Raw genomic sequence first — 24,657 nt, 5'->3', positions numbered from 1 at the left:
TGGAGGTGTCGCCATGAACATCAAAAAAGTAATTCCCCAAATTCTTATTAATTCCGTATTTATATTGTTCAGTTTAGCCTGCATTATCCCGCTTATATCTGTCATATCGGTTTCGTTCAGTAATGAAACGGATATTATCAAGAATGGCTATCGGTTGATTCCCAGAGTTTTCGATATCTCGGCTTATGCTTATGTTTTGTATAAACCGATTCAATTATTAAACGCTTTCAAAATCTCAGTTATTGTCAGCATCGTAGGCACTTTTCTTTCAGTACTTGTTATGGCAGGCATTGCCTATACGTTATCCCGCCACGATTTTAAATATAAAAATTCGTTAAGCTTTTATGTTTTCTTTACTTTGTTATTCAATGGTGGGTTGGTCCCCACCTACATGCTTATCAGCAACTATCTGCATTTGAAGAACACCATTTGGGTGCTGATTCTTCCATATTTAGCCGTACCATGGTTTATCTTGCTTTTACGTTCGTTTATGCAAAAAATTCCTTACGATGTCATTGAATCCTGCATGATCGACGGTGCAGGCGAGTTCAGAATCTTTTTTCAAATCGTTATTCCGCTTGCCAAACCTGGTCTAGCTACCATAGCACTATTTACTTTACTACAATACTGGAATGATTGGTGGCTAAGCTTGCTCTATATCGAGAATGAAAGCCTAGTACCCCTGCAGTATATGCTGTATCGCATGATGAGCAATATCAATTTTCTGACCAGTTCCACCAATGCGATGCCGCCTGGACTTAAAAATGCCACCATCCCATCAGAATCGGCCCGAATGGCTATGGCCATTCTTGCTGCGGGACCTATGCTTGCCGTATTCCCTTTCTTCCAACAATATTTTGTAAAAGGCCTAACGATAGGTGCAGTAAAAGGCTAACGCTTAAACATGGATTCATATCCATTTTAAGAATATAATTATGTATACCAAAGGGAGGATTTACAATGTTAAAAAGCTCAAGAGCTTCAAAGACTGGCATATTTGTCACACTCATGCTTTTTGTTTTTAGCATGCTGTTAACAGCATGTGGCGCAAGCAAAGAAAGCGCAACGCAGACACCAGCTGCGACGGCAGCTGCAACTGCAGCAGCACAGGCAACCCCGGCAGCGCTTCCTGAAGCAACACTGACTTGGTACTTCGTAGGCAATTTCCCGCAACCTGAACAAGATCAAGTGTTTGCTGAAGTCAATAAAGTGATTAAGTCTAAAATCAATGCAACAGTGAATTTCAAGCCGCTTTCTTTTGGTGATTATGATCAAAAAATGCAAGTTGTCATTGCTTCCGGAGAAGCGTATGATATCGCATTTACATCGAACTGGATCAACAATTACAGCCAAAATGTAGCGAAAGGCGCTTTCTTACCGCTGGATGACCTGCTTACGAAATATGCGCCAAAATCGTTTGCGAATGTTCCCAAAACATTCTGGGACGCTACGAGAGTGAAAGGGAAAATCTATGGTTTCGTAAATCAGCAGATTTCCGCAAGAACACCAGAAATTGCGGTTCCAAAAGCTTTAACGGATCAATATAAACTTGATCTTAATGCGATTGGCGGCAAAATTACCGGTAAAACGTTAAATCTCTTGGAACCCTACATTCAAGCTGTAAGGAAAGATCATCCAGAAAAAGCGTTCTACTCAAATATGTCCAATTTTGCCGATGCTTTTAATTTCGAAGCTATTGCAGGATTCAACGTACCAGGTGCCGTGTCCTATTCCGACAACAGCCTTAAAGTAGTCAATCAGTTTGAAACAGATGACGTGAAAGCATTTGCCGCAACAATGAGAGATTGGAATGCAAAAGGTTATTTAAACTCCAAAGAGCGTATTTCCAAGAAAACGGATGACTGGTCAGACGCCAAAGCTGGCAAATTCCTTATGAATATCGGCGGAGCCTTCAAACCAGGCGGCGCAAACCTTACCTCTGCGCAAGCAGGAGAACCGTATGTGACTGCTCCAGCTAACACAGCATATCTGACAACAGGCGGAATTGTTGCAACGATGCAGGGAATTAGCCGCAGCTCGAAAAACCCAGAAAGAGCTATGATGCTGCTTGAGCTTTTAAACACAGATAAAGACCTTTATAATTTGTTGAACTTTGGTATTAAAGATAAAAACTATAAAATCGATGAAGACGGCCTTATGATCCCTGGCGATGACCAAAAAGGATACAATCCGCAAGTGCCATGGATGTTCGCTTCCAACTACCTTGCCAATGTGGAAAAAGGCATGCCTAAAACCGTTTGGGAAGATACAAAAAAGTTGAATGCCGATGCTACACCTTCCAAGTTGCTAGGGTTCTCATTTAACGCTGAACCTATCAAAGCAGAAATCGGCAAAACTAGCGCCGTATATGACGAGTACAGTAGATCTATTGATTTAGGTGTTGCCACAGAAGCAAAATACAACGAATTCTTAGCAAAACTTAAAGATGCAGGCGCAGATAAAATTATTGCAGAAATGCAAAAACAAATTGACGATTGGAAAGCTTCGAAATAACTAGAAAAAAGGACCTCTCATCATGTCGAGAAGGTCCTATTTTAAAAACTAGAAAAAGGCAGGCCGTTAAACCATGACAATCAAAAACGTACATGTGATATTCAAAACTCACTTGGATTTAGGATTTACAGATTTGGCCAAGAATGTGGTAGACAAGTATATAAATCAATTCATTCCGGCGGCACTAAAGCTTGCGGAAGAGCTTGACAATAAAGATGGAAGTCCCTCTTTTATTTGGACGACCGGATCCTGGCTCATTGATCAATATTTGAGCAGGGCTTCTGAAATAGACAAGAAAAAGATGGAAGAGGCGATTGCGAAGGGGCATATTGCTTGGCATGGCCTTCCTTTTACGTCTCAAACCGAGCTCATGGATCCGAAACTGCTGGAATTTGGACTTTCCATCTCTGACCGGTTGGATCGGAAATATGGAAAGAAAACGATTTGTTCCAAATTGACGGATGTTCCAGGACATACGATTGCCATGGTGCCTTATTTGGCGCGCGCGGGCATCAAATATCTGCATATCGGTGTTAATCCTGCATGTACCAGGCCGGCGGTGCCGGAAATTTTTGTCTGGCGCGCACAGGACGGGTCGGAAATTATCGTGCAATATGCCAATGATTATGGGCAGGCACTAGAAATGGATGGATTTCACGATGCACTTATATTCGCCCATACGGGGGACAATAATGGTCCTTCGACCACGGAAGAAATTTCTGCGGAATACCGGCGGCTGGCGGAGCAATACCCTGGTGCCAACATTCAGGCCTCGACCTTGGATCGTTTTGCAGAGAAGCTTTGGGAAATTAAAGACCAGCTGCCAGTAGTTACAGAGGAAATTGGCGATACATGGATTTATGGAGCGGCTGCCGATCCAATGGTTGTAGCTCAATATCGGGAGTTGCTCCGTTTGCGGGACAAATGGCTGCAGGAAGGACAATTGGACACGCAGAGCGAGGAATATAGGCAATTTTCTAGCAGTCTTCTTTTGGTGACTGAGCATACTTGGGGCCTGGACGAGAAAAAGTATCTATGTGACTTCAAAAATTACGCGAAATCTGATTTTCAAGCTGCTAGGAAGGCCGACTGGGTCGACAGCAGCAGCGTTCCAGCTAAATTTCAACATATGGCAATATCGGCGAATAGAGATTTTGCATTTCATCAAGACGCTTCACCGGAGGAGAAGTCGGAACTTCGCAGTTATCAACGTTTTGAGAGTTCTTGGGCTGAACAGCGGGGTTATGTGCACAGTGCTATTGCAGCTTTAAAGGGTTCGAGAAGAGATGAAGCGTTGAAAGCGCTTGAACAAGTGATTCCTACAAGACAGGCAGATGCGTATGTAAGCACGGAGGAGTCGATTGCGCCCTATCGTCGTATTCAACTTGGGGTGTTCCAAGTTGTTTTCGATCACGAAGGGGCGATTAAAGAATTAACCGATACGAATGGAAAAGGTTGGGCAGATGAGGCTAATCGTTTGGGCGTGTACCGCTATGAAACCTTCAGTTCAGAGAGCTACAATTCATGGCTTCCGCAATATATGATTAAGTACCCTGAAAACCATAGGTGGGCAGAAGCGGATTTAACAAAACCTGGTATAGAACTCGTGGTTCCGAAAGTGGGACATGATCTTTATGCCCCTGAATTAAGCCAACTTTATTTGACCCGTAATGAAACTACCGATCAGATTTGGGCAGAATTAACGATGCCTATGAAAGCTGTAAGGGATTATGGAGCTCCTGGAAAGCTTGCCATTGCGTATACATTTTATAATGATCGTCCAGCGATTGACGTTAATTTGAACTGGTGGGATAAGGACGCTAATCGTTTGCCGGAAGCAAGCTGGTTTTCCTTCGCACCACGTATTGATAATCCGAGCCAATGGAAGATGGATAAGCTGGGAGAACTGATTTCTCCATTATCTGTCGTGAAGAACGGGAATCGGAATATGCACGGCGTGGATAGCGGCATGTATTACGAAGGCGCGGACGGAAGAGTGGTCATTGAAACTTTGGATGCCCCTCTGGTTTGTCCAGGGGAAAAACGTTTGCTGCAATTCGATAATACCTTTGCCCCGCACGAAGGCGGATTTCATTTTAATCTGCATAACAATCTATGGGGTACCAACTATCGAATGTGGTTTGAGGAAGATATGAAATTTCGATTCCGTTTGACCTTGCAGTCAAACCAGATGTAAGGCTCATCCCAATAATTCAAATGTTTCATTCAATTAGGAGGCGTAAGAATGTCAAAGAAACTGATTTCTTTTTGCTTGGCCCTATTGATGATTTTGTTGAGTTTTAATTTTTCGATTAAGGATGCCGATGCAGCTGTTCAATCAACTTTTTATGTTTCGCCTACGGGTAGCGGCACGAGTTGTACACTGTCTAATCCGTGCTCGCTTCAAGAGGCACAGACGCAGGTGAGGGCTGTTAATCAAAATATGAACGGAGACATTGTCGTTTATTTCTTGGACGGTACTTATCAATTGTCTTCTACCTTCCAGCTAAATGAGAACGCTACCACGCATGACTCCGGCACCAATGGGTTTAACATCATCTATCGCGCATATCCCGGGGCCCAACCAGTAATCAGCGGTGGAACAACGTTGTCCAATTGGTCGCTTGCCCAGAACAGCAGTACCATTTACCGCTCCTACGTGGGTCAATCCTCCGGGGTTTTGCAAATGTACGTGAATGGCCAACGTGCAACTATCGCTAGAGGTGAGAGTAATCCTATCAGTTTTTCCATTATTAAAACACCATTATTAGTTATTKACGCGCTAAAAGTATACAATAATTCAAATGTCACTACCGTAAATGATAACGATCCAAACATAACCTATACGGGCTTTTGGTCGTATGATAGCAACCGAACAGCCGCTGGATTCTCCGACAACAATAACGATATCCATTATTCAAAATTTAATGACGATTCGATCAGCTACACGTTTACCGGAACAGGTATCGAGCTTGTTACCGAGACTGATCCAGGTTATTCAACCAATGTGCAGGTTTATATCGACGGCACTCTGGATCAAACGATTAGCGAAACCAGCACTACTAAATCAAGCAATCAGACTAAATATATCAAAACAGGATTGGCTAATGATATCCATATTATAACAATAACAAATAAATCGTATAACGTTTTAACTACCAACGCGAAATACACGAATATGGCGAGTTGGAAAAATCTTAGTCAGATCAGAGTGAGCAGCCAATACGAATGGGTATTTGCTCAATGTAATATCTCTTCCGTATCGGGGGGGCAGATTACTTTCCAAGAGCCTTGCTGGAACAATGCCTGGCGAGATAAAAACAAAGTGAGCTGGCTTGAAAATGCCTTTGAGCTCTTGGATACGCCAGGGGAGTATTATTATGATATTACGGACGGGTACATGTACTACATGCCGAGAAGTCAAGAGGATATTAATACAGCATCCGTGATTATTCCACAAGTCGAACAGTTGGTAAGCGGAACAGGCTCTACGGGAGCACCACTTCATAATGTTCAATTTATTGGGCTTGCTTTTCAACACGGAACGTGGCTTCAGCCGCTAACCAATAAAGGGTTTACCGGTGTCCAAGCAATGGAGTATTGCGTTACTTATAATTGCACCCAAACGGGTAAGATTGGCGGCAACTTAAACTTTAATCATGCCAACAATATCGTCATTCAGGGGAATACTTTCAGCCGTTTGGGAGGCACCGCTGTTGTATTTGAAAACGCGAGTCAGAATAATGAAGTGGTCGGAAACAACTTTGTTGATATTTCCGGCGGCGGGATTCATATCGGAGATGTGAATGATGATTACATGAATACGGACCCCGCACAACAAACGTTGAATAATAGCGTTAGGAACAACTATATGACTACCATTGGTGCACAGTATCCTGGGTCGGTAGCTATATTTGGAGGATATACCACCAATTTGCAAGTTCTGCACAATGAATTGGACAATTTACCTTATTCAGGAATTTCACTCGGCTGGGGGTGGGGGCACGAGAGCACGGTGCCTTATTCCAACAGCAACGTCGTCAGTTACAATAAAGTTACGAATTACATGCAGAGAATGGTTGATGGCGGTGGTATTTACACGATCAGCAATCAACCCAACTCCGTGATCTCCCACAACTATCTAACGGGTCAAACAAATAACTTCGCGGCCATTTATTTGGACGAAGCCACGAACAATTTCAATGTCAATAATAACGTTGTACAAAAATACGTCCCCAATTGGTTGCAAGTTCAACAATACGGTATTCCTGCCCAAAATAATATAGTTACCAATAACTACACCGACAGTACTTCTGTAGCTGGATTGCCGAATAGTAACGGGAACAGTTTAAGCAATACGACAACCGTCACTGGAAGCAATTGGCCAACAGCAGCCGTGTCAATCATGAATAATGCGGGATTGGAACCAGGGTATCAGTATTTGAAAAATACTGCTGGTGTCATGGTTAACGATACCGACTCAGAGATTTCCTACACGGGGTCGTGGACGTATGACAAAAACAGAATTACTACAGGTGCATACAACTATATAAATGATGCGCACTATACGTCAACTTCCGGGAACTATCTGCAATACACGTTCACTGGAACGGGGATCGATATTGTTGCGGAAACAAGTTCAGATTTTACATCGAACGCGCTAGTTTATTTGGATGGGGTGTTACAGCAGACTATTAGCGAGAATAACAACAATCATTTAAGCGGGCAGAGCGTTTATAGCCTTACGGGTATGTCGTATGGGTCGCATACGATCAAGATTGTCAACAATGCAAGTCAAGTTTTATTGGTGGATGGATTTAGACTATATGGAACGATTCCTCTTAATCCAGTTGCAGTGGCAGGCATCAGTATGGGTCAAAGTCAGGTAGCGGTAGGGCGGGGTTCAATCTATGACTTGAAACCGGCTGTTACCATTACTCCGTCTAATGCCACCAACCTGAAATTGATTTGGAGTTCAAGCAGTCCGAGCGTCGCGACGGTCGCAAACGGTGTAGTCCAAGGGATCTCGACAGGCCAAGCGGTTATTACCGTTACGACTAAGGACGGTAGTTATTCGGCAACGTGCAATGTCAATGTGATCAGTAACAACAGCTTGACTTCTAACAAGCCTACTACATCCAGCAGTTCTTTGGATACAGGGTCTCTAGCTACCAAAGCGACTGACGGATTCACGACAACCAAATGGGTTTCGGAGTTTGGTGAAACGAGCTGGCTCCAGGTTGATCTTGGACAGTCGTACCCGATTACGGGATATGTGGTACAACATGCCGGAGCGTATGAAACTTGGGGAATGGAGTCGCTAAATACCAGAGACTTTAAGTTCCAAGTTAGCGATGACTTAGTGAACTGGACGGATGCGGATACGGTGATTGGAAATACGGCTAATGTTACGGAACACAACGTGTCTGCAACGGGCCGATATGTACGGTTGTATATAACGAGTCCTCAAACCGAAATTACAAATAGAGCGGCTAGAATTTATGAGTTTATGGTAAACGGGATGAAGCTAAACTTCGACGGCTTTGAGACCGGTCTTGGAAACTGGACATCAATTAAAGGAACGCCAACACTTAGCTCTACGGTTACCCATTCCGGCTCCATGAGCTACATCATTGATGAAGATACCGATGCGATCCAACAAACCTTTGATTCTTCGTACAACAAAATCGTTTCTATCTGGTTCTATGATGACGCTTCGAATCTTAATATGATGAATGCAGCCGTCGTCGATGATGGAATTACCACCAGTTCTCTCGGAGTCAACACCTCCACTGGCTTTACTGCAAAAAGCTATTACGTACGCTCTATAGGAAATACTCGTACAGTTGTAAACGTGAAGCGAACAACTGGCTGGCATGAATTTAAATTTGATTATTCGTCCGGAACCAAGTTGGATATGTACATCGACGGAGTGAAAGTCGGCTCCCAGACGGGTGTTACGAGCTTTAAGCGTATCGTACTAGGTGATGTGACGGAAGGGAATGGGATTCAGGGTACAACGTATTACGATGACGTGAATATCTTTGATCTCGACAATACAGTTCCAACAACGTCGGATAATGCTCCTTCGGGCTGGGTTAACAGCGATGCAACGGTCACTTTCACTTCCAGCGACAGTGGCTCAGGAGTGGCTGATACCTTCTACACGGTCGACGGCGGTACTCAGCAAAAAGGTACTTCCGTTACTATAAAAGAAGGAGGCAGTCACATCATCTCTTACTGGAGCGTTGATAAGGCGGGCAATATTGAAACGCCGCACACGGCAGCCGTGCAAATCGACAAGACAGCTCCAACAACGTTGGATAATGCGCCTTCTGGCTGGGTGAACAGCGATGCAACGGTTACTTTCATTTCCAGCGACAGTGGCTCAGGTGTAGCTGATACCTTCTACACGATCGACGGTGGTACTGAGCAAGAAGGTACTTCAGTTACTATAAAAGCAGAAGGAAGTCACACCATCTCTTACTGGAGCGTTGACAATGCCGGGAATGTGGAAGATGCAAAAACTATTGGCTTCAATCTGGATGCGACTGCGCCGACAATTACCGTAACGGGCTTAGTGAACAGTACGTACAGTGATGAACAGGTCATTACGCCAATCATTGCGCTGAGCGATAATTTGTCTGAGGTGGACAACAGCAAAACTACGGTAACGCTGGATACGTACGGAGTACAGCAAGGCGCGACAATTGATCTGTACACGCTGCCTCTCGGTTGGCACACGTTTACCGTCACTTCAAGTGATTTGGTAGGCAATGTGAGCAACACATTAGTGGAATTCGAGACAACGGCAAGTATCCAATCCTTGCAGGCGTTGGTAACGTATTTTGCAAACATGCAGTGGATTGATAGAGCAGGCATCGCCAATAGCTTGCAAAGCAAATTAGCCGCGAATAAACTGGGAGATTTTGTTAGCGATGTGCAGGCTTTTATTAACGAGGTGCAGTCGCAAAGCGGGAAACACATTTCAAGCGAAGCGGCAAAATATTTGCTGCGAGATGCTGAATATGTATTGTCTCATTTGTCTCATTGATAGATCGAGTAGGAAGTAATTGGGTTCGACATCTCCAATAGATAGGGCTTGGAAAATACGGATGGGATGGAGCTTGTGTCCATAATAGAAGGCGGTCCAGTCAAAGATTAAAAGTATGGTTCGTTGAATAATGACAAAAAACTGGACAGCCGGCATATAGCCGCTGTCCAGTTTTTTAGCATATAAAGCCTGCCCTCAATGATGAATAGAGGGCAGGTCTGTTAGCAGTTTTGTACTACGCTCCTTGATTTCCTCAGGCTTCATACAAGGAATTCGCAGTGTAATACGGCTTCCGTTCAAACCATCGCTTTCGATGTCCAGACCATAGGAAGAACCGAACAAAAGCTTTATCCGCTCATTCGCGTTGTGAAGGCCAATGCTTCCTATCGTTGATGGCGAAGTTGTGTTTAGCTTTTGTTTAAGTTCACTAAGCTTGTCCGATGGGATACCGATGCCATTATCCGCAACAGTTATGCAGATAGTGTCGCCGTCTCGACAACCGAGAATGGACAATACATTGTCTTGTCTTCTGCGGTCAAATCCATGAATGAGGTAGTTTTCTACAATAGGCTGAAGAATTAATTTAATGATCCCACAGTGCTTTATGTCATCATGGATGTCGATATGGAACTGAAATAAGTTCTGATACCTAACTTCGAAAATATTCAAATACATTTGGCAGAATTCGATTTCTTCCGAGACGGTGACGACCGAATCCGCTTTCAGGGAAGCTCTAAATAACATTGCGAGGGAATGAATCATTTGTCCGCCCTCGTCATTCCCGTCGATTTCCAGCCTCGCTCGAATCGCCTCTAATGAGTTGTAAAGAAAATGAGGGTTTATTTGATTTTCAAGAATTTTCATTTCGGCAACCTTCTGCTGCAATTCATAGACGTAAGACTTATTGATATAGTCCTGCAGATTGTCGCACATTTTATTGAAGTGTATAGCGATTTGTTCGAATTCATTATCTTTATTGGTCAAGGGAATTCTGTGAAGTAAATTACTCTTAACCGTTTTACCCATGGCATTAACGATTCGATTGACTCTTTTCGATATGATCCCCGTTACAAAAAAGTAAACGGAGAAGATAAATAAAAGAAGGATAATCGCAGCCAGATAAGTTGAATTATTGAAGATACTCATTTGCTTGCTCAAGGTTGATTTCGGTAAAACCGAAGCATAAATGAACTTGCTCTGATCCGAATTGACGACGTTTATAATACTTTCCTCCGCTAATTGCACGGAATCTGATGATTGCCCTATTTTATCAAAATAAGGGTATTTCTTACCGTAATAGGTGGAAGTAGAATCGAATATAACATCGCCTTCTTTGGTTAAAATCAATAGATAACCCTTCATATCTTTACCAAATTGGATGATGGTGTTCTGAAGATCTTCCATGCCAAACTCGATGATGAACCTACCTAGAAATAAGCTAGAGCGAGGGTAATAAAAATTACTAGCCATTCCAAAATAATACGTGGAACTTTGGCGTGCATGATAAGCACCTAAATGTGCTGGTAAAATAAAACTTTCCTGAGATGGATTCTGTAGTTGAGGAATGTTTTTGATAATAGGCTCTGTAAAATCGGAAAACGAGTAGTTTAAATCATATAAATACAAGTAGGCTTTTTTAGTAGTGTTATTATACAAAATGAGATGGCTAATGTTCTTATCAATGCTTACAAGATCCTCTAGTTTATTAACCATTGTTTGCTTCTCGAACGAGTTTTCGGCGTAAGATTCACTAGGTTCCGCATCGCCCATCATGCCCATGATGTAATTGTTCAAATCTTGATCATTATAAATTTTCAATAAAATATCTCGTATCGTTTTTGAACGATTATCCATGATATTCTGCATGGCGGCGAGCATTTGTTGGTGAATTCCTATTTGACCCTTTTTTAATAGCTCCATGGAATTGTCAGCAACATAGCGCGTAAAGCCATAAAGCGCAAACGAGAGTATGAGGATATATAGCAACAAGATTTTGGTAAACAATTTGATCTGAATGAATTTTCTCATTTGAATTGTGCTGGGGAAACCCCAGTCGCCTTTTTGAATATTTTATAAAAATGACTAGGCTCCAAATAACCGACCTTGGCGGATATATCCGTTACCTTCATGTCTGTTTGGAGAAGCAGTTCTTTTGCTTTCTCAATTCGTAAATGATTGATGTAGCTGCTAAATAGGATGCCAGTTTCCTTGCGAAATAGCTGTCCTAGGTAGGAAGCATTGACGTTGAACTGAAAAGAGAGTGTTTTGAGTGACAAATCCTGTTCTGAATTTTCCCTAACGTAATCCAAAATTTGCTTGACTGTTGCATTTGTCGCGTTATCTCTCTGGGAAAGTAATTCGCAAGCGGAACTGATGGTGTCATCAATCATACCTAGCAGATCTTCATATCGATCTGAAGATGCAAATCGCTGATATAAATTTCGAAATGATTCAGGAATGCTTTCAGGTTGAATGATTGCATTCTTAACGGTATTAAAGATATGGAATAAAAGCTCTAAGATCGCGTTTTTAAACATGGCAGGTGTAATCTGGCTGCTCCCATGGATTTTGGTAAAAGCGACTCGGGTGATTTCAAGGCATTCTTCTTTTCTATTTGTCAGGATGAAATTACTAATCTTTTCAAGCGGTAGGTCGAGGTACCATATACCTTCGTTTCTATTTTTTTCGATGTCGTCAGAAATGACAAGGCTGTTAGGTGGCAGTAGAAACGTGTACCCTTGTAAATCCTTTGCCGTATGGTAGCTTCTATGGGCAGTAAATAAGTCCGATTCGTCATTCCCAATGGTGAGGAGCAATTGCAGTTCGGTATGAACGGTTAGGGACGTTAATATGGACTGTAGTTGATCGTGTAAGGATAAGTTAACATTGTTAAATAAATGCGATGGGAAAACCACCACAAGATCATAAGACGGATCACAAAAGGACAAATTTCTCAGTTCTTGCCCGAACTGTTGCCATAGAAAATTTTGAATGATTAAGGTTGCCGCATGCTTGTCTGAATTACCATTGCGATTGAGTATTTTAAATAAGGCTATCCGATATTGGGCAAGGTTGGTATCAAATTGAGCCATGTGGGCTTTTTCTCGAAATTCTGCTCTTGATACAGAGTTGGTTACCCATCGAAGGAGAAAGCTCTCCCGAAAGGCATTCATCTGCTCGTTGAGATTTATTTGACGATCGAAGTCAGCTTGCATTTTGTCTACGATACTGCTCAGGGTAGAGGCTAATTCCGATTTATCAAGTGGTTTTAACAGATAGTTTTCCACGCCTAATTTGATAGCTTCTTTCACGTAGTTAAAGTCGTCATGTCCACTCAAAATAACAATTTTAACTTTGGAACCTCGTTCGCGTAGGTTTCGGATCAACGCAATGCCATCCATTTGAGGCATTCGAATGTCTGTTATCACAATATCGACATGGTGCTTATCCATCCAGTCGATGGCATCTAAACCATTAAAAGCGTTGCCAATAACCTCAAGACCTAGATCATCCCAGATGGAGGATTTAAGGAGTGCTTCAGCTACGATCGGCTCGTCTTCTACAATTAGTACTTGATACATATTAGAATCCCTCCACTTGTGTCCTATCATAGCAAATTAAAAGTGAAAATGAAAACGCTCTATAATTTTGACAGATGCATCTAGAGTTTAAACAATTGAGTTCGAAACCGCTCCGTTATACCATTGGATATGAAGGAGGGGATACACAGAACATGAGCAGTCAAGCAAGAAAACGCGTTGTAACCGTTTCCCAAAAGGAAGGGAAAAAGCTTTTTTACCTATCGATGCCATTCATTTTACTCGTATTCGTTTTTTCTTACTTGCCGCTTTACGGTTGGATTTATGCTTTTTTTGACTACAAACCAGGTTATAAACTTTTTGATACGGAATTTAAAGGCTTCTTCTTCTTCAAGATGCTTTTGAGCGATCCAATGACGGTTGATGAAGTAAAAAGGGTCATGTCCAATACGCTTGGAATGAGTGTATTAAGTTTAGTCGTTCAAATTTTACCACTAATATTTGCGGTTTTCCTTGTGGAGATTAAATTTGAACCGCTTAAAAAAGCCGTCCAGACGCTAACTACACTTCCGAATTTTCTAAGTTGGCCACTTGTGTATGCGTTTGCATTCTCTATGTTTTCAGAATCAGACGGGTTTATAAACAAATTTCTCTTGCATCTCCATATCATCGAAGAACCCATTAGCTTGCTAGTCAGTTCTGACCATGTTTGGTTAACCCAAACAGCCTACTTGGCGTGGAAGACGATTGGCTGGACGGCCATTATTTATATCGCAGCGGTGACGTCCATTGACAGTGAACTCTACGAGGCGGCACGAATCGACGGGGCTGGCAGGTTCCGGGTCATGAGATATATTACGATTCCTCATCTAATGCCAACCTTTTTCGTTCTCATGCTGTTAAGCGTTGCCAACTTTCTGAATAACGGTCTCGAGCAATACTTGATATTCCAAAATGCATTGAACAAAGATTCGATCGAAGTGCTTGATCTCTATGTCTACAATATCGGCATACGCAATGGGATGTCCGGATACAATTATTCTTTCGCTACCGCCGTTGGCATCTTGAAATCAGTTGTCAGCGTTGCGCTTTTATTCTCAGTCAACTACGCATCGAAGAAGGTTCGTGGAGAAGGCATTATTTAAGAAGGGGATTGTACACCCATGAAACAAAAAGTGACAATCGGAAATCTGAGTTTCAGTGTTATCAACAGTTCGATATTTCTCCTATTTGCAATCATATGTATTTTCCCGCTGTACTATATTTTCGTACTGACCTTAAGCAACAACCAGTGGGCTGCCTCAGGAGCCCTCGTCCTCTATCCCAAGGGTTTCCACATTGAAAACTACATACAGGTGTTGAAACTGAATGGCATTGGAATGGCATTAGGGGTTTCCGTATTGAAAACCGTCATCGGAACGGCTCTTACACTGGCAGGCTCATCTTTCTTGGCCTATTTATTTACGAAACCGAACATGTACATGAAAAAGTTTCTGTACCGTTTCGTTATCATAACCATGTATTTTAATGCTGGTCTAATTCCTTGGTATATCAATATGAAAAATCTACATCTGATGAATACGTTTGCCGTATACATCATTCCCTATATTATTGCTCCTTTCTATGTGATTCTTATCAAAACATTTATAGAAAGTATTCCTAAGGCATTGGAAGAGTCAGCGCAGATCGATGGTGCAGGAGTATTCCGGATTTTCTGGAGCATACTAGTACCACTATCTAAACCTATTTTGGCTACTGTGGCTGTTTTCGAATGTGTCAATCAGTGGAATAATCTGCGAGACAATTTGTTCTTGATTACGGATTCGAGACTGAACACGCTGCAGTTTGTACTGTATAAGTTCATGTCCGAAGCAGATGCATTGGCAAGAAAGATCATGGTTGACGGTGGAGCGAGTTTGTCGGCATCGAGCTTTAAGTTAACGCCGACGGCTGTCAGCATGACAATTGCAATGGTTGTTATTCTTCCTATTGTCTGCATTTATCCCTTCATGCAACGCTATTTTACCAAAGGGATTATGTTAGGTGCAGTAAAAGGTTAGAATTCAATAAATAGGTAAACCAAATTGATTGAGGGGGAAGCACCAAATGAAAAAGAACTTCACGAGTATTGCAGGCATGGTTTTAGTCGGAACGATGGCAATCAGTTTGACAGGGTGTGGAAGTACAAAGACGGAATCGACGACTGAATCCGCCAAGCCTTCAACAGCAGCAACGTCTTCCGCAGCAACGAGTACGGCGTTGGAGCCTGTAAAGATTCAAGCCCTGATTGGACCTAGTTCACTGTCAGGCGTACAAAGCGATGAAATTTCTAAAGAAATTTTCGAAAAGAAATTCGGGTTGAAAATGGATTACATCTTCGCTGGCGACAAGTTCGACGAAAGGTTGTCCGCTATTATGGCTAGCGGCGATATGCCGGATTTGATCGAATTCAAAGATAAGAAGCAATTTGAGAGCGCTGTCAAGGCAGGCGTGCTAATGTCTCTGGATGATTTAGTCGCTCAATACGGCCCTAATATTACTAATAATCTACCTTCTATGCTTTCATATATGCGAGATAACTATAGCAACGGAACGGGGAAACTATTTGGCTTGGCTTCTCAAATCGGTGCTGGACAACCGACGAATTTACTGCATATGGCTCTCTATTCGAGATGGGATTTATACAAGAAAATCGGAACGCCAGAATTAAAAACGTATGATGATTTATTGCAGGCGATGAAKAAAATGCAAGCTGAGTATCCTGCTACCGCCACGGGACAGAAAGTCTATCCGATGCAGTTATGGAGCGATTGGGATTCCATTAGTATGAGCCTTGTCGACTTCACGGTGCCAGGTTATATGGGTGTCAATGCGAACGCTGGCACTTTGCAGTTTACGGAGTATGATCCGGCTTCCAAGCAGATCAAGAGCGTATTTGATGCCGATAGCAAGTACTTTCAAGGTGTAGATTTCTATTATAAAGCGAAAAAGATGGGGCTTCTGGATCCAGATTCCATTTCCCAAAAATGGCCGAACGCGGAAACGAAAACGAAGGAAGGTCGCACGCTAACTGCACTATGGGGATGGCAATCACAAATTTTTAATGGCAGCGATTACGTGAAAAGCAATCCACAAGCTGGTTTGATTCCGTTGTTCCCGAAAGATGAGGCCAAATTCCTCGTACAAGCGGAGCTTCCTGTAGGTGGTGGATACGTATTCGGAATCGGCAAAAACTCGAAGAATGCGGATCGCATTATTAAACTGCTTAACTACTCTGCATCCGCACAAGGTTCTACTGAACTTATGAACGGTGTAGAAGGCAAAGCGTTTACGATCAAAAACGGCAAAGCTGAATATGCACCGGAGTATTTAGATAAAGTGATGAAGAACGACCCTTCTACTGCTGGGTATKAAGGCTTCACGATGCTTAACAAGTGGAACATTGACCCAAGAACGAACGAGCCTATTACTCACGAAGGTTGGTCACAGTTTGTGAAGCAGAATCTGACGGCCGCTGAACAGGAGTGGACGAAAGCTAACAACGTTTCGAACGTGTATGAATATGCCAAGAAAAATCTTAAAGTTGTTCAAGACGATGGGGTCACAGCTCTAGCGGGCGCTCCTACAGATGATATTAAGGTCATTCAACAAAAGCTGGGTGAGCTGCTTAAGACGGCATCCTGGAAAATGGTATACGCTGCGAGTGATACTGAATACAATACGCTCAAACAAGACCTGATGGACAAAGCATCGAAATTGGGTGCCGATAAAAACTTCACTTGGGCGAAAACGGAGTTTACTGCTGCTTCACAAAAAGCTGCTAAGTATAAGGATTACAAAGTTAAGTAATTGTTTTAGGTCATAAATAAAGGTTAATGGACCGCGGTTATATTTGGAAATTACTTCACTCCAAGTAAACCGCGGTTTTCATATGCAGAAAATGGAAAATGGGAAAGGAATTCATTCGCTATGGAACATCTTGTAGAGAACTATGATGTGATTTGGAAGTCTCCAAGCCAAAATGCAGCAGGATCGATGCCGATCGGGAACGGCGACATCGGACTTAATGTTTGGGTTGAAGAAGAAGGGGATCTGTACTTCTATATCGGGAAAACAGATGCATGGGACGAATCCCATCGCTTGCTGAAACTGGGTCGAGTACGGTTGAGATTGAATCCTAACCCTTTTGAAATAGGCATGGAATTCGAGCAGAAACTGCATCTCATTAATGGCGAAATTATCATTTGCGGAGGCAATCAAGAAGATCGTGTAAGGCTTCGGATTTGGGTGGATGCCTGCTCGCCAGTTGTTCATATTGAAATTGAAAGCAAGCAAGAGATGGATTGTGAGGTTGAGTTGGAGCTTTGGCGGAATACAACAAGGCCAATGGTTTTGGAGGATAAGCGTGAAGGCAGGACGACAGGGGGATCGGATTGCTCGCATAGCGAACAAGGGTTGATTGCCGCAGGCTTGAATCCATGTATCACTTCAGATACCGTTGTTCCTGCATCATCAGATAGACAAGGCAGCATGACGTGGTACCACCGCAATGAAACGTCGATCTGGTACGGGGAGCTCGTTCATCAGGGGATGGAAGCGTTTGCCAGAGAGGCAAACGATCCGTTATTGGATCTTACAACTGGCGGCATGATTTGGGGGGAAGACCTTGTTACGGTCAATTCCTCGTCCATAAAGACCCGGCAGCCAGCTACAAATATTCATTTGTCGGCTTATTTATTAACGAAGAAAGTAGCTGAAGTGAGCGATTGGATGAAGGAGCTTGACGCGAAAGCGGAAGAAGCTTCTCTTATTCCGATTGAACAGGCGAGAGAGGCTCATCGTCAGTGGTGGAAGTCGTTTTGGGACCGCAGTTATATCCGTGTGAGCGAAGGTGATCATCTTGAAACGGGGGTGTTATCATCATCTTGGCATTTGCATCGGTATACGGTTGCTTGCACGGCGAGAGGAAACTTCCCGGTCAAATTCAATGGATCTATCTTCAATGTGGACGGAAATCATGATGTCCGTAACCAATTTTGCCATCAGGGATATGATGCTGACTTTAGAGCTTGGGGTGGATGCTTTTGGTTTCAAAATCAACGACATATTTACTGGCCAATGCTCGCAGCTGGCGATTTCGATGGCATGCTGCCGTTTTTTAAGATGTATCTGGATGCGCTGCCTTTTGCCAAAGCGCATACTCAAACGTGGTTTCAACATGAAGGAGCCTTTTTTCCAGAGACGATGTATTTCTGGGGGGGTTATAACCGAACAGATTACGGCCAACTACCAGCATCCGAGCGAACAGACATATCGCTTACAGACAGCGGTTATGTTCGGAGATACTGGCAGGGCGGGCTTGAGCTGCTTTGTATGATGCTTGACTATCATGCTCACACGATGAATGAGGAGTTTTTAGCAGAAACGCTGCTGCCGATCGCGACGGAAATCATTCGTTTTTACAACGAGCATTATCCGAGGAATTTGGCGGGTGAGCTCCTGATCGAACCTGCACAGGCTTTAGAAACATTATGGGATGTTACCAATCCCCTGCCAGAGATAGCAGGACTCCAGAAAACACTGAATGGCTTGCTGGGCCTATCAACAGATCACGTCCCGCAAAGCACAATGGAGATGTGGCATAAGTTGTTGTCCGAACTGCCTCCGATTCCAGTGAAGACTAGAGAAGGCAACACATATATCGATTCTTGCGAGGAAAGTCGCGGAGAATCTCATAACTATGAGAATATTGGCCTTTATTCCGTGTTTCCTTATCGTTTGTTTGGTGTAAATAAGCCTGGATTGGATATTGTTCAGAACACGTACTGGATGAGAACTTATGAGGGGATGTATAAGTGCTGGGGTACCGATAATATATTTGCCGCTTATCTTGGATTGACGGATGAGGCTAGGAAAAACCTCGCAATGCGCTATACGCTGCATGACGGCTATCGCTTCCCTACATTTTATGTAGAGGGAGATTGGGTTCCTGATCATGATAATGGAGGAGTCGCTCAGATGACGTTGCAGGCTATGCTGATGCAGACGGATGGACGCGAAATTGTGCTGTTTCCGGCTTGGCCAGAGGAATGGGATGTCGAATTCAAGCTACATGCGCCGATGAACACGATCGTGGAAGCGAAGCTCAAGGGGAAAAGGTTGGAGTATTTGAAGGTTGAACCATCTTGGCGTAGAGAAGATATTGTTATTTGGAACGGTGTAACGGCAACGGGGACATAAGATTCAGTCAGTGAAAGGAATGGTAGTTTACATGGAGCTTCGCGATCATTTTTTCGAACAATTCAATCTGTGTCTGGATGCTGTCATAACGGCATTTCAAGATTCACATCCAGTAGATTCACAAAGTATCCGTCTTGTGAATCAGGACCTACAAAGCCACAAAGCTGATTTCAATGAAGTGGAATGGGAAATAATTTCCAAGATGTCACGTGTGCAAGAAAGAAAGGATGCAGTGGATCTAGAGGTGTCATTCAGACTGTGCAAAGGCTTCTCTGAAAGTACGAATGTGGCTATGCGATTAAATTTCGATAAATGGTCAACTAATAATTATGTCCTGATGCCTTCGGCTGTATACAATGGCAATCGTTTTGAGGTCAGAAAAATAGCATATCCGCCTCAATTGTGCGAGGAAAGTGATTTTGGTGCTGATGTACCTACGATCATTACCGATGTTCCACGGCTAAATATCGGTGGAGAACGGTCGAGAATTCAACTTCTTACAGGGGACCTTGCAACACCGGCAGTTGGCTTTGCAGATTTTCAAAGTAAACAGGGTTTCTGGCTACTGACGGAGCAGGGCACGGGGGTTGGCGAGTCCGGAATTACAATGGAAGAAGATGTTGAAAATCAGACATGCCATATTTCGATTTCAGCTCCTGGTGTCAGAGAAGATGTCAGATATACGATTTGTGACACAAACTACCCTTCAGAAGATACTGGCGCTGATTTCGTAGAAGGGGATACAGTCAAACTAAGTCTTAGACTCTTCTTTTTCGAGTGTGAGGATGCCCAAGCTTTTTTCGATTATTTCACTGAAATTAGAAAGGATCTAACAGGTGAAGTTAAGTTCAGTCATGAACTGCCTTTTTCAAGTGCGTGGGAAATTCAAGAGACGAAATACAATACACAGAATTGGGTAGAGGAATATGGCTATTACTCGGTTGGTACGTTGGAAGGTGTACATCAAGATTGGCAGATCGGTTGGGTAGGGGGTCTCATGGCCACATACCCGATGCTTGTTGAAGGTTCGAGCCTTTCTATAGAAAGGGCACTGCGAAATTTTGACTTTGTATTCTATGGAGGCCAGGATGAATCAGGATTTTTCCACGGCTGCGGGCACAAAGGCAGTTGGTATGGGGATCATTTTGGAGACTTGGATAAAAAGTGGCATTTGATTCGTAAAAGCAGTGATGCTTTGTACTATATCATTAAACAATTCATGCTTATTCGCAAGATGGAGCCGACTCGATCAATACCAGAGAAATGGATGGATGGCACCAGAAAATGTGCAGATGCCTTTGTGAATCTGTGGACGAGATATGGGCAGTTTGGGCAATTTGTAGATACAGAAACAGGTGAAATCATCATCGGTGGCTCGGCAAGTGCTGGAATAGCCCCTGCCGGTCTTGCATTAGCCTATCAGTTCTTTGGGGAACAGAAATATCTCGTTGCAGCCGAAGAAGCCGCAATTTATTATTACGATCATTTTGTTAAAAAGGGATATACAACCGGAGGTCCAGGGGAAATATTGCAGTGTCCGGACAGTGAATCTGCTTTTGGGCTATTAGAGTCGTTTGTCGTCTTATATGAGGTTACTGGAGAAGAGCATTGGCTTGCAAAAGCTGTAGATATGGCTAACCAATGTTTCACATGGTGTGTTTCCTATGATTTTGAATTTCCCAAGGAGTCGACTTTCGGTAAATTGAATATGCATACAGCAGGCTCCGTTTATGCCAATGTTCAAAATAAGCATAGTTCACCAGGCATATGCACGCTATCGGGAGATTCGCTTTTTAAGCTATACCGTTATACAGGGAATTTGAAATACTTGCAGCTCATCCAGGAATTATCACACAACTTGACTCAATATCTATCGAGAGAAGACAGACCCATCCATGCCGCTGACGGAAAAGCTATGCCTGCAGGATGGATGAATGAACGGGTCGAAATGAGCGACTGGCTGGAGCCAGTTGGAGAGATCTTTTATGGTTCGTGCTGGTGTGAGGTTTCAAATATGTTGACCTACGTAGAAGTTCCGGGGCTGTATGTGCAAACGGATAGCGGTTTCGTTGCTGCGATGGATCATATTGACTATGAAATGAAAGAAAATACAGCGGATAGATTGGTTCTAAGCATCATAAATCCGACTAATTATAATGCGAAAATAAAAGTTTTCGAAGAGACATCTTCGTCTATGCATACTATTTTAGGTCAGAATGCTTTATTCGGTTGCAGGTATGTAGAGCTTGAGCCTCAATCCTCCATGGAGCTTGTTTTTGAAAAAAACTGATTTAAGAACTGATATCTGATTTAAGAACTTTTATTTTGCTAGTTACAGAACTGATCAATGGTATAAGGAATTGTAATCGTTTTAAGGCCTGATAGGATTAGATTATGACTAGTAAACCTTATTTAGAAAGAGGAGAGAATCATGGAGTATACGACTTTCGGTAAAACAGGTCTCAAAGTATCTAAGCTTGGTTTGGGCGGGGCACCGCTTGCAGGAGATTTCGGTAAGACGGATGAAGGCGAAGTGCAGCGATTGATTCATGAGGCTATCGGTTCCGGCGTCAATTTCATTGATACTGCGCCTAAATACGGCAGCGGAGAATCGGAGCGACGTATAGGCAGAGCGCTTAAAGGACTCAGAGATCAAATTGTCATAGCATCTAAGGCAACGCGATTCGACATGAGCTACGATTATGAAACGACAATTCGTTCTGTTGAAGAAAGCCTGCAAAGGCTAGATACAGATTATATCGATATCTTGCAAATTCATGATGTGGAAACGCAGTCGTACGAGCTAATTATGAATGAGACGGTACCGGCTCTGGAGAAGCTTCGGAAGGACGGGAAAATCCGTTTTCTCGGCGTGTCGACGAGGGTCCTACCTTTGATGATGACCTATATGAAAACTGAGAAATTCGATGCGATTCAATTTTACGCGAGGTATATGCTTATCGATCACACAGCTAAAGATGAGGTAATGCCGCTTGCTAATGAGATGGAAATAGGTGTCATTAACGGCAGCGTCCTTGGTTTGGGCATGCTGGCAGATGCTCCTGCTCACTTCTTGGAAGAGGATGTTCGAATGAAGTCTTTAAAGCGGATTGAACAATTGGCTTTTTTACGTAAGACAGAGCCGAAAGGGCTGGTTGAGCCTGCTATGCGGTTCAGCTTAAGTAACCCTGACATTCATGTTACGCTAACAGGAACAGCTTCAATTCAATCGCTGCGTACCAATTTGTCATTTTGTGATGGAAAAGGCTTGGAGCCTGAAGAACTGCAACGCGTGTATGGGCTATTTCAAGGCCAACCGTTGTTCGATTAATTAATGGCATGAATCAGAAGGAGAAATGTGCAATGAATTCATCTCACAGTCGCGAGTCGATCGCATTCGTCCGTGCATCAGAGCGAATTGTTCCCCCGCAGTGGGCTTTACAGGAACAGTTGCTCTTTGAAACCTTGAACAAGGCGGCTAAAGAGTTCGTGGAGCGTTATACGCATCCGGACGGAACGCTTATTTGGTTTGAGCATTGGCCAGGTATGGACGGATCGGATGATCCCTATGAGGGCTTTATGAATCTGGCTCTCCTTTATGTACTAGGAGGTAGCAGCGAGCTGCATGAGGTGTCCCGTAAAATATGGGAGGGCATAACGTGGCAATGGACGGAATACGGACAAATTCACCGTGAGTTTGATGGTTATTATGACTGGATGCATCATGGAGAAGGTTATTTGTATTTGTATTTTCTTGGGCTGGCAGGACCTGCAACACCGAAGGATCGACAGCGGGCAATGAAGTTTGCGGGCATGTATACGGGGGATGATGCAGAAGCGCCAAACTATGATAAGGAACTGAAGCTGATTCGATCACCGCTGACGGGCAGCCGAGGTCCTCAATTCGAGGTTTCGGAAGAGGATTGGAGCACGCATAGGGGGATTTTGGACGATTACTTGGCTCCATATGAAGATATTCCCGGTGTAGACTTTACAAGCGGGAAGTGCGCCTGGTCGAATGATGAGGTGTATACCAATCTAATTAACCTCATGAATGAGCGAATGAATCGCGGTGACGTACCTCTGAATTTAAACGCAACTGGCTTGATTACCCATGCGTTCTTGCATGCTGGCGATGAGAGCTTGCGAAGCTGGGTAGTCGATTATTTGAATGCCTGGCAGGAGCGAACACGTCAGAACGGCGGTATTATCCCTGATAATGTAGGTTTAACCGGGCAAATTGGCGAGCACAACGATGGCAAATGGTGGGGCGGCTATTATGGTTGGCGGTGGCCGCATGGCTTCATGACCATCATTGAGCCATTGACAAATGCCTGTATGAATGCAGTGTTACTAACCGGAGACATCAATGGCTTGCAGCTTGCTAGAGAGCAGCTTGATCGAAATTGGGAGCTTCGCAAAGAGCAGGATGGCAAAATGATAGTGCCGAATAAGCATTTTGATAGCGGTTGGACGGACTACAGGGAAGCGATGCCGAAATATCCGATCTACCTGTGGACGATGTCGATGGCGGATGAGGATCTGGAGCGGGTCGAGCGGATTCCGAAAGATCACGACTGGAATGAAGTGATAGTACCTGCTTTCTCTGGCAGAGATCCGAAGACCGGGCGGGAAACGAAGCACTACATCGGCAATACGCAGCCGTGGTATCAATACATTCGCGGATACAATCCGAATTATCCGCAGCACATTCTAAGTGCAAATTATGAAATGATTGGCAATCAGTTGGCCAAAATGCGCGCCCCCGAAGGCGATCCGCATCAGTGGACCGAGCACTACAGCGAAGGGATGTACTCTGCGATTCACATCTGGCAGGAAATGTGTCCGCTGTATTTTGAAGGACTTGTGCAGCTGACGCTAGGCGGACCGATGCACATTTCGCATGGGGGTCTTCAGCATGGACGCGTCAGATATTTTGACGCTGCTGCGAAGCGTCCGGGACTGCCGCCAGGCGTATCAGCACTTGTTGATAAGTTGACTCCTGATTCGGCTACTGTACATTTGATCAATACAAGCCTGTTTGATGATCGCGATTTGATCGTGCAAGCTGGCGTATTCGGGGAGCACCGCTTTGTATCGGGTGAGGTTCTCCTTGCTTCAGGCGAGGCGGGAGACCCGATCACGATTGAGGGGAAATGGCTGCACGTGTCGCTGCCTGCTGGAACAGGCATCAGCTTGAAGCTTGCGATGGAGCGCTATGTCTATTCGCCAACGTATGAGATGCCTTGGCCGAGTGAGGATAAGACGGCATTCATCCGAGGTCGTGGGGAGCAATAAATGAACAATGAT

At 43.6% G+C, this 24,657-nt stretch carries 13 protein-coding genes; 11 read left to right on the top strand and 2 right to left on the bottom strand.

All coding sequences use genetic code 11. The annotated features are described in order from the left end of the window. Positions 1 to 13 precede the first annotated feature (13 nt). The 4 genes from AC1DVJ_RS02145 (at position 14) to AC1DVJ_RS02130 (ending at position 9,568) form a co-directional block, all read left to right on the top strand. Positions 14 to 895, top strand: a complete 882-nt coding sequence (locus tag AC1DVJ_RS02145; RefSeq protein ID WP_477587980.1) for a carbohydrate ABC transporter permease — start codon at positions 14 to 16, stop codon at positions 893 to 895. Positions 896 to 960: 65 nt separating this feature from the next. After that, positions 961 to 2,514 carry an ABC transporter substrate-binding protein gene (locus AC1DVJ_RS02140; protein WP_477587978.1) on the top strand — a complete coding sequence of 518 codons (1,554 nt, stop codon included), beginning with the start codon at positions 961 to 963 and terminating at the stop codon, positions 2,512 to 2,514. A gap of 73 nt (positions 2,515 to 2,587) precedes the next feature. Continuing rightward, the gene (locus AC1DVJ_RS02135; protein WP_477587976.1) at positions 2,588 to 4,711 is read left to right on the top strand and encodes a DUF5054 domain-containing protein; all 2,124 of its coding nucleotides are present in this window, start codon (positions 2,588 to 2,590) and stop codon (positions 4,709 to 4,711) included. Positions 4,712 to 4,759: 48 nt separating this feature from the next. Next, positions 4,760 to 9,568 carry an OmpL47-type beta-barrel domain-containing protein gene (locus tag AC1DVJ_RS02130; protein ID WP_477587974.1) on the top strand — a complete coding sequence of 1,603 codons (4,809 nt, stop codon included), beginning with the start codon at positions 4,760 to 4,762 and terminating at the stop codon, positions 9,566 to 9,568. Between the two features lie 195 nt (positions 9,569 to 9,763). Here AC1DVJ_RS02130 and AC1DVJ_RS02125 read toward each other — a convergent pair whose 3' ends face one another. Continuing rightward, positions 9,764 to 11,596, bottom strand: a complete 1,833-nt coding sequence (locus tag AC1DVJ_RS02125; RefSeq protein ID WP_477587973.1) for a sensor histidine kinase — start codon at positions 11,594 to 11,596, stop codon at positions 9,764 to 9,766. Beyond that, positions 11,593 to 13,149, bottom strand: a complete 1,557-nt coding sequence (locus tag AC1DVJ_RS02120) for a response regulator transcription factor (protein ID WP_477587971.1) — start codon at positions 13,147 to 13,149, stop codon at positions 11,593 to 11,595. The genes AC1DVJ_RS02125 and AC1DVJ_RS02120 overlap by 4 nt, the downstream gene beginning before the upstream one ends. Positions 13,150 to 13,301: 152 nt before the next feature. Here AC1DVJ_RS02120 and AC1DVJ_RS02115 point away from each other — a divergent pair, with 152 nt between their 5' ends. From AC1DVJ_RS02115 to AC1DVJ_RS02085, 7 genes are all read left to right on the top strand, one after another. Beyond that, the gene (locus AC1DVJ_RS02115; protein ID WP_477587968.1) at positions 13,302 to 14,252 is read left to right on the top strand and encodes an ABC transporter permease; all 951 of its coding nucleotides are present in this window, start codon (positions 13,302 to 13,304) and stop codon (positions 14,250 to 14,252) included. 18 nt (positions 14,253 to 14,270) lie between these two features. Continuing rightward, positions 14,271 to 15,167 carry a carbohydrate ABC transporter permease gene (locus AC1DVJ_RS02110; protein ID WP_477587966.1) on the top strand — a complete coding sequence of 299 codons (897 nt, stop codon included), beginning with the start codon at positions 14,271 to 14,273 and terminating at the stop codon, positions 15,165 to 15,167. Between the two features lie 46 nt (positions 15,168 to 15,213). After that, complete coding sequence (locus AC1DVJ_RS02105; protein ID WP_477587964.1) at positions 15,214 to 16,956, top strand: extracellular solute-binding protein; 1,743 nt, start codon at positions 15,214 to 15,216, stop codon at positions 16,954 to 16,956. Between the two features lie 120 nt (positions 16,957 to 17,076). Next, positions 17,077 to 19,347, top strand: a complete 2,271-nt coding sequence (locus AC1DVJ_RS02100; protein WP_477587963.1) for a DUF5703 domain-containing protein — start codon at positions 17,077 to 17,079, stop codon at positions 19,345 to 19,347. Positions 19,348 to 19,378: 31 nt separating this feature from the next. Beyond that, positions 19,379 to 21,637 (top strand): hypothetical protein, encoded by a 2,259-nt coding sequence (locus tag AC1DVJ_RS02095; RefSeq protein WP_477587961.1) that lies wholly within the window; start codon positions 19,379 to 19,381, stop codon positions 21,635 to 21,637. Positions 21,638 to 21,778: 141 nt separating this feature from the next. Further along, positions 21,779 to 22,678, top strand: a complete 900-nt coding sequence (locus AC1DVJ_RS02090) for an aldo/keto reductase (protein WP_477587960.1) — start codon at positions 21,779 to 21,781, stop codon at positions 22,676 to 22,678. Between the two features lie 32 nt (positions 22,679 to 22,710). Next, on the top strand, positions 22,711 to 24,645 hold the full coding sequence (locus AC1DVJ_RS02085) for a DUF8034 domain-containing protein (RefSeq protein ID WP_477587958.1): 1,935 nt from the start codon (positions 22,711 to 22,713) through the stop codon (positions 24,643 to 24,645). Positions 24,646 to 24,657 lie beyond the last annotated feature (12 nt).

Source organism: Paenibacillus sp. P4_A9 (genome assembly GCF_056402415.1).
This window is presented reverse-complemented; position numbering and strand designations above follow the sequence as displayed.

Coding starts and splice junctions, on each gene's coding strand:
- AC1DVJ_RS02120 (WP_477587971.1), bottom strand. CDS start 13,149: ATGTATCAAGTACTAATTGTAGAAGACGAGCCGATCGTAGCTGAAGCA.
- AC1DVJ_RS02100 (WP_477587963.1), top strand. CDS start 17,077: ATGGAACATCTTGTAGAGAACTATGATGTGATTTGGAAGTCTCCAAGC.
- AC1DVJ_RS02125 (WP_477587973.1), bottom strand. CDS start 11,596: ATGAGAAAATTCATTCAGATCAAATTGTTTACCAAAATCTTGTTGCTA.
- AC1DVJ_RS02090 (WP_477587960.1), top strand. CDS start 21,779: ATGGAGTATACGACTTTCGGTAAAACAGGTCTCAAAGTATCTAAGCTT.
- AC1DVJ_RS02115 (WP_477587968.1), top strand. CDS start 13,302: ATGAGCAGTCAAGCAAGAAAACGCGTTGTAACCGTTTCCCAAAAGGAA.
- AC1DVJ_RS02135 (WP_477587976.1), top strand. CDS start 2,588: ATGACAATCAAAAACGTACATGTGATATTCAAAACTCACTTGGATTTA.
- AC1DVJ_RS02085 (WP_477587958.1), top strand. CDS start 22,711: ATGAATTCATCTCACAGTCGCGAGTCGATCGCATTCGTCCGTGCATCA.
- AC1DVJ_RS02095 (WP_477587961.1), top strand. CDS start 19,379: ATGGAGCTTCGCGATCATTTTTTCGAACAATTCAATCTGTGTCTGGAT.
- AC1DVJ_RS02110 (WP_477587966.1), top strand. CDS start 14,271: ATGAAACAAAAAGTGACAATCGGAAATCTGAGTTTCAGTGTTATCAAC.
- AC1DVJ_RS02140 (WP_477587978.1), top strand. CDS start 961: ATGTTAAAAAGCTCAAGAGCTTCAAAGACTGGCATATTTGTCACACTC.
- AC1DVJ_RS02145 (WP_477587980.1), top strand. CDS start 14: ATGAACATCAAAAAAGTAATTCCCCAAATTCTTATTAATTCCGTATTT.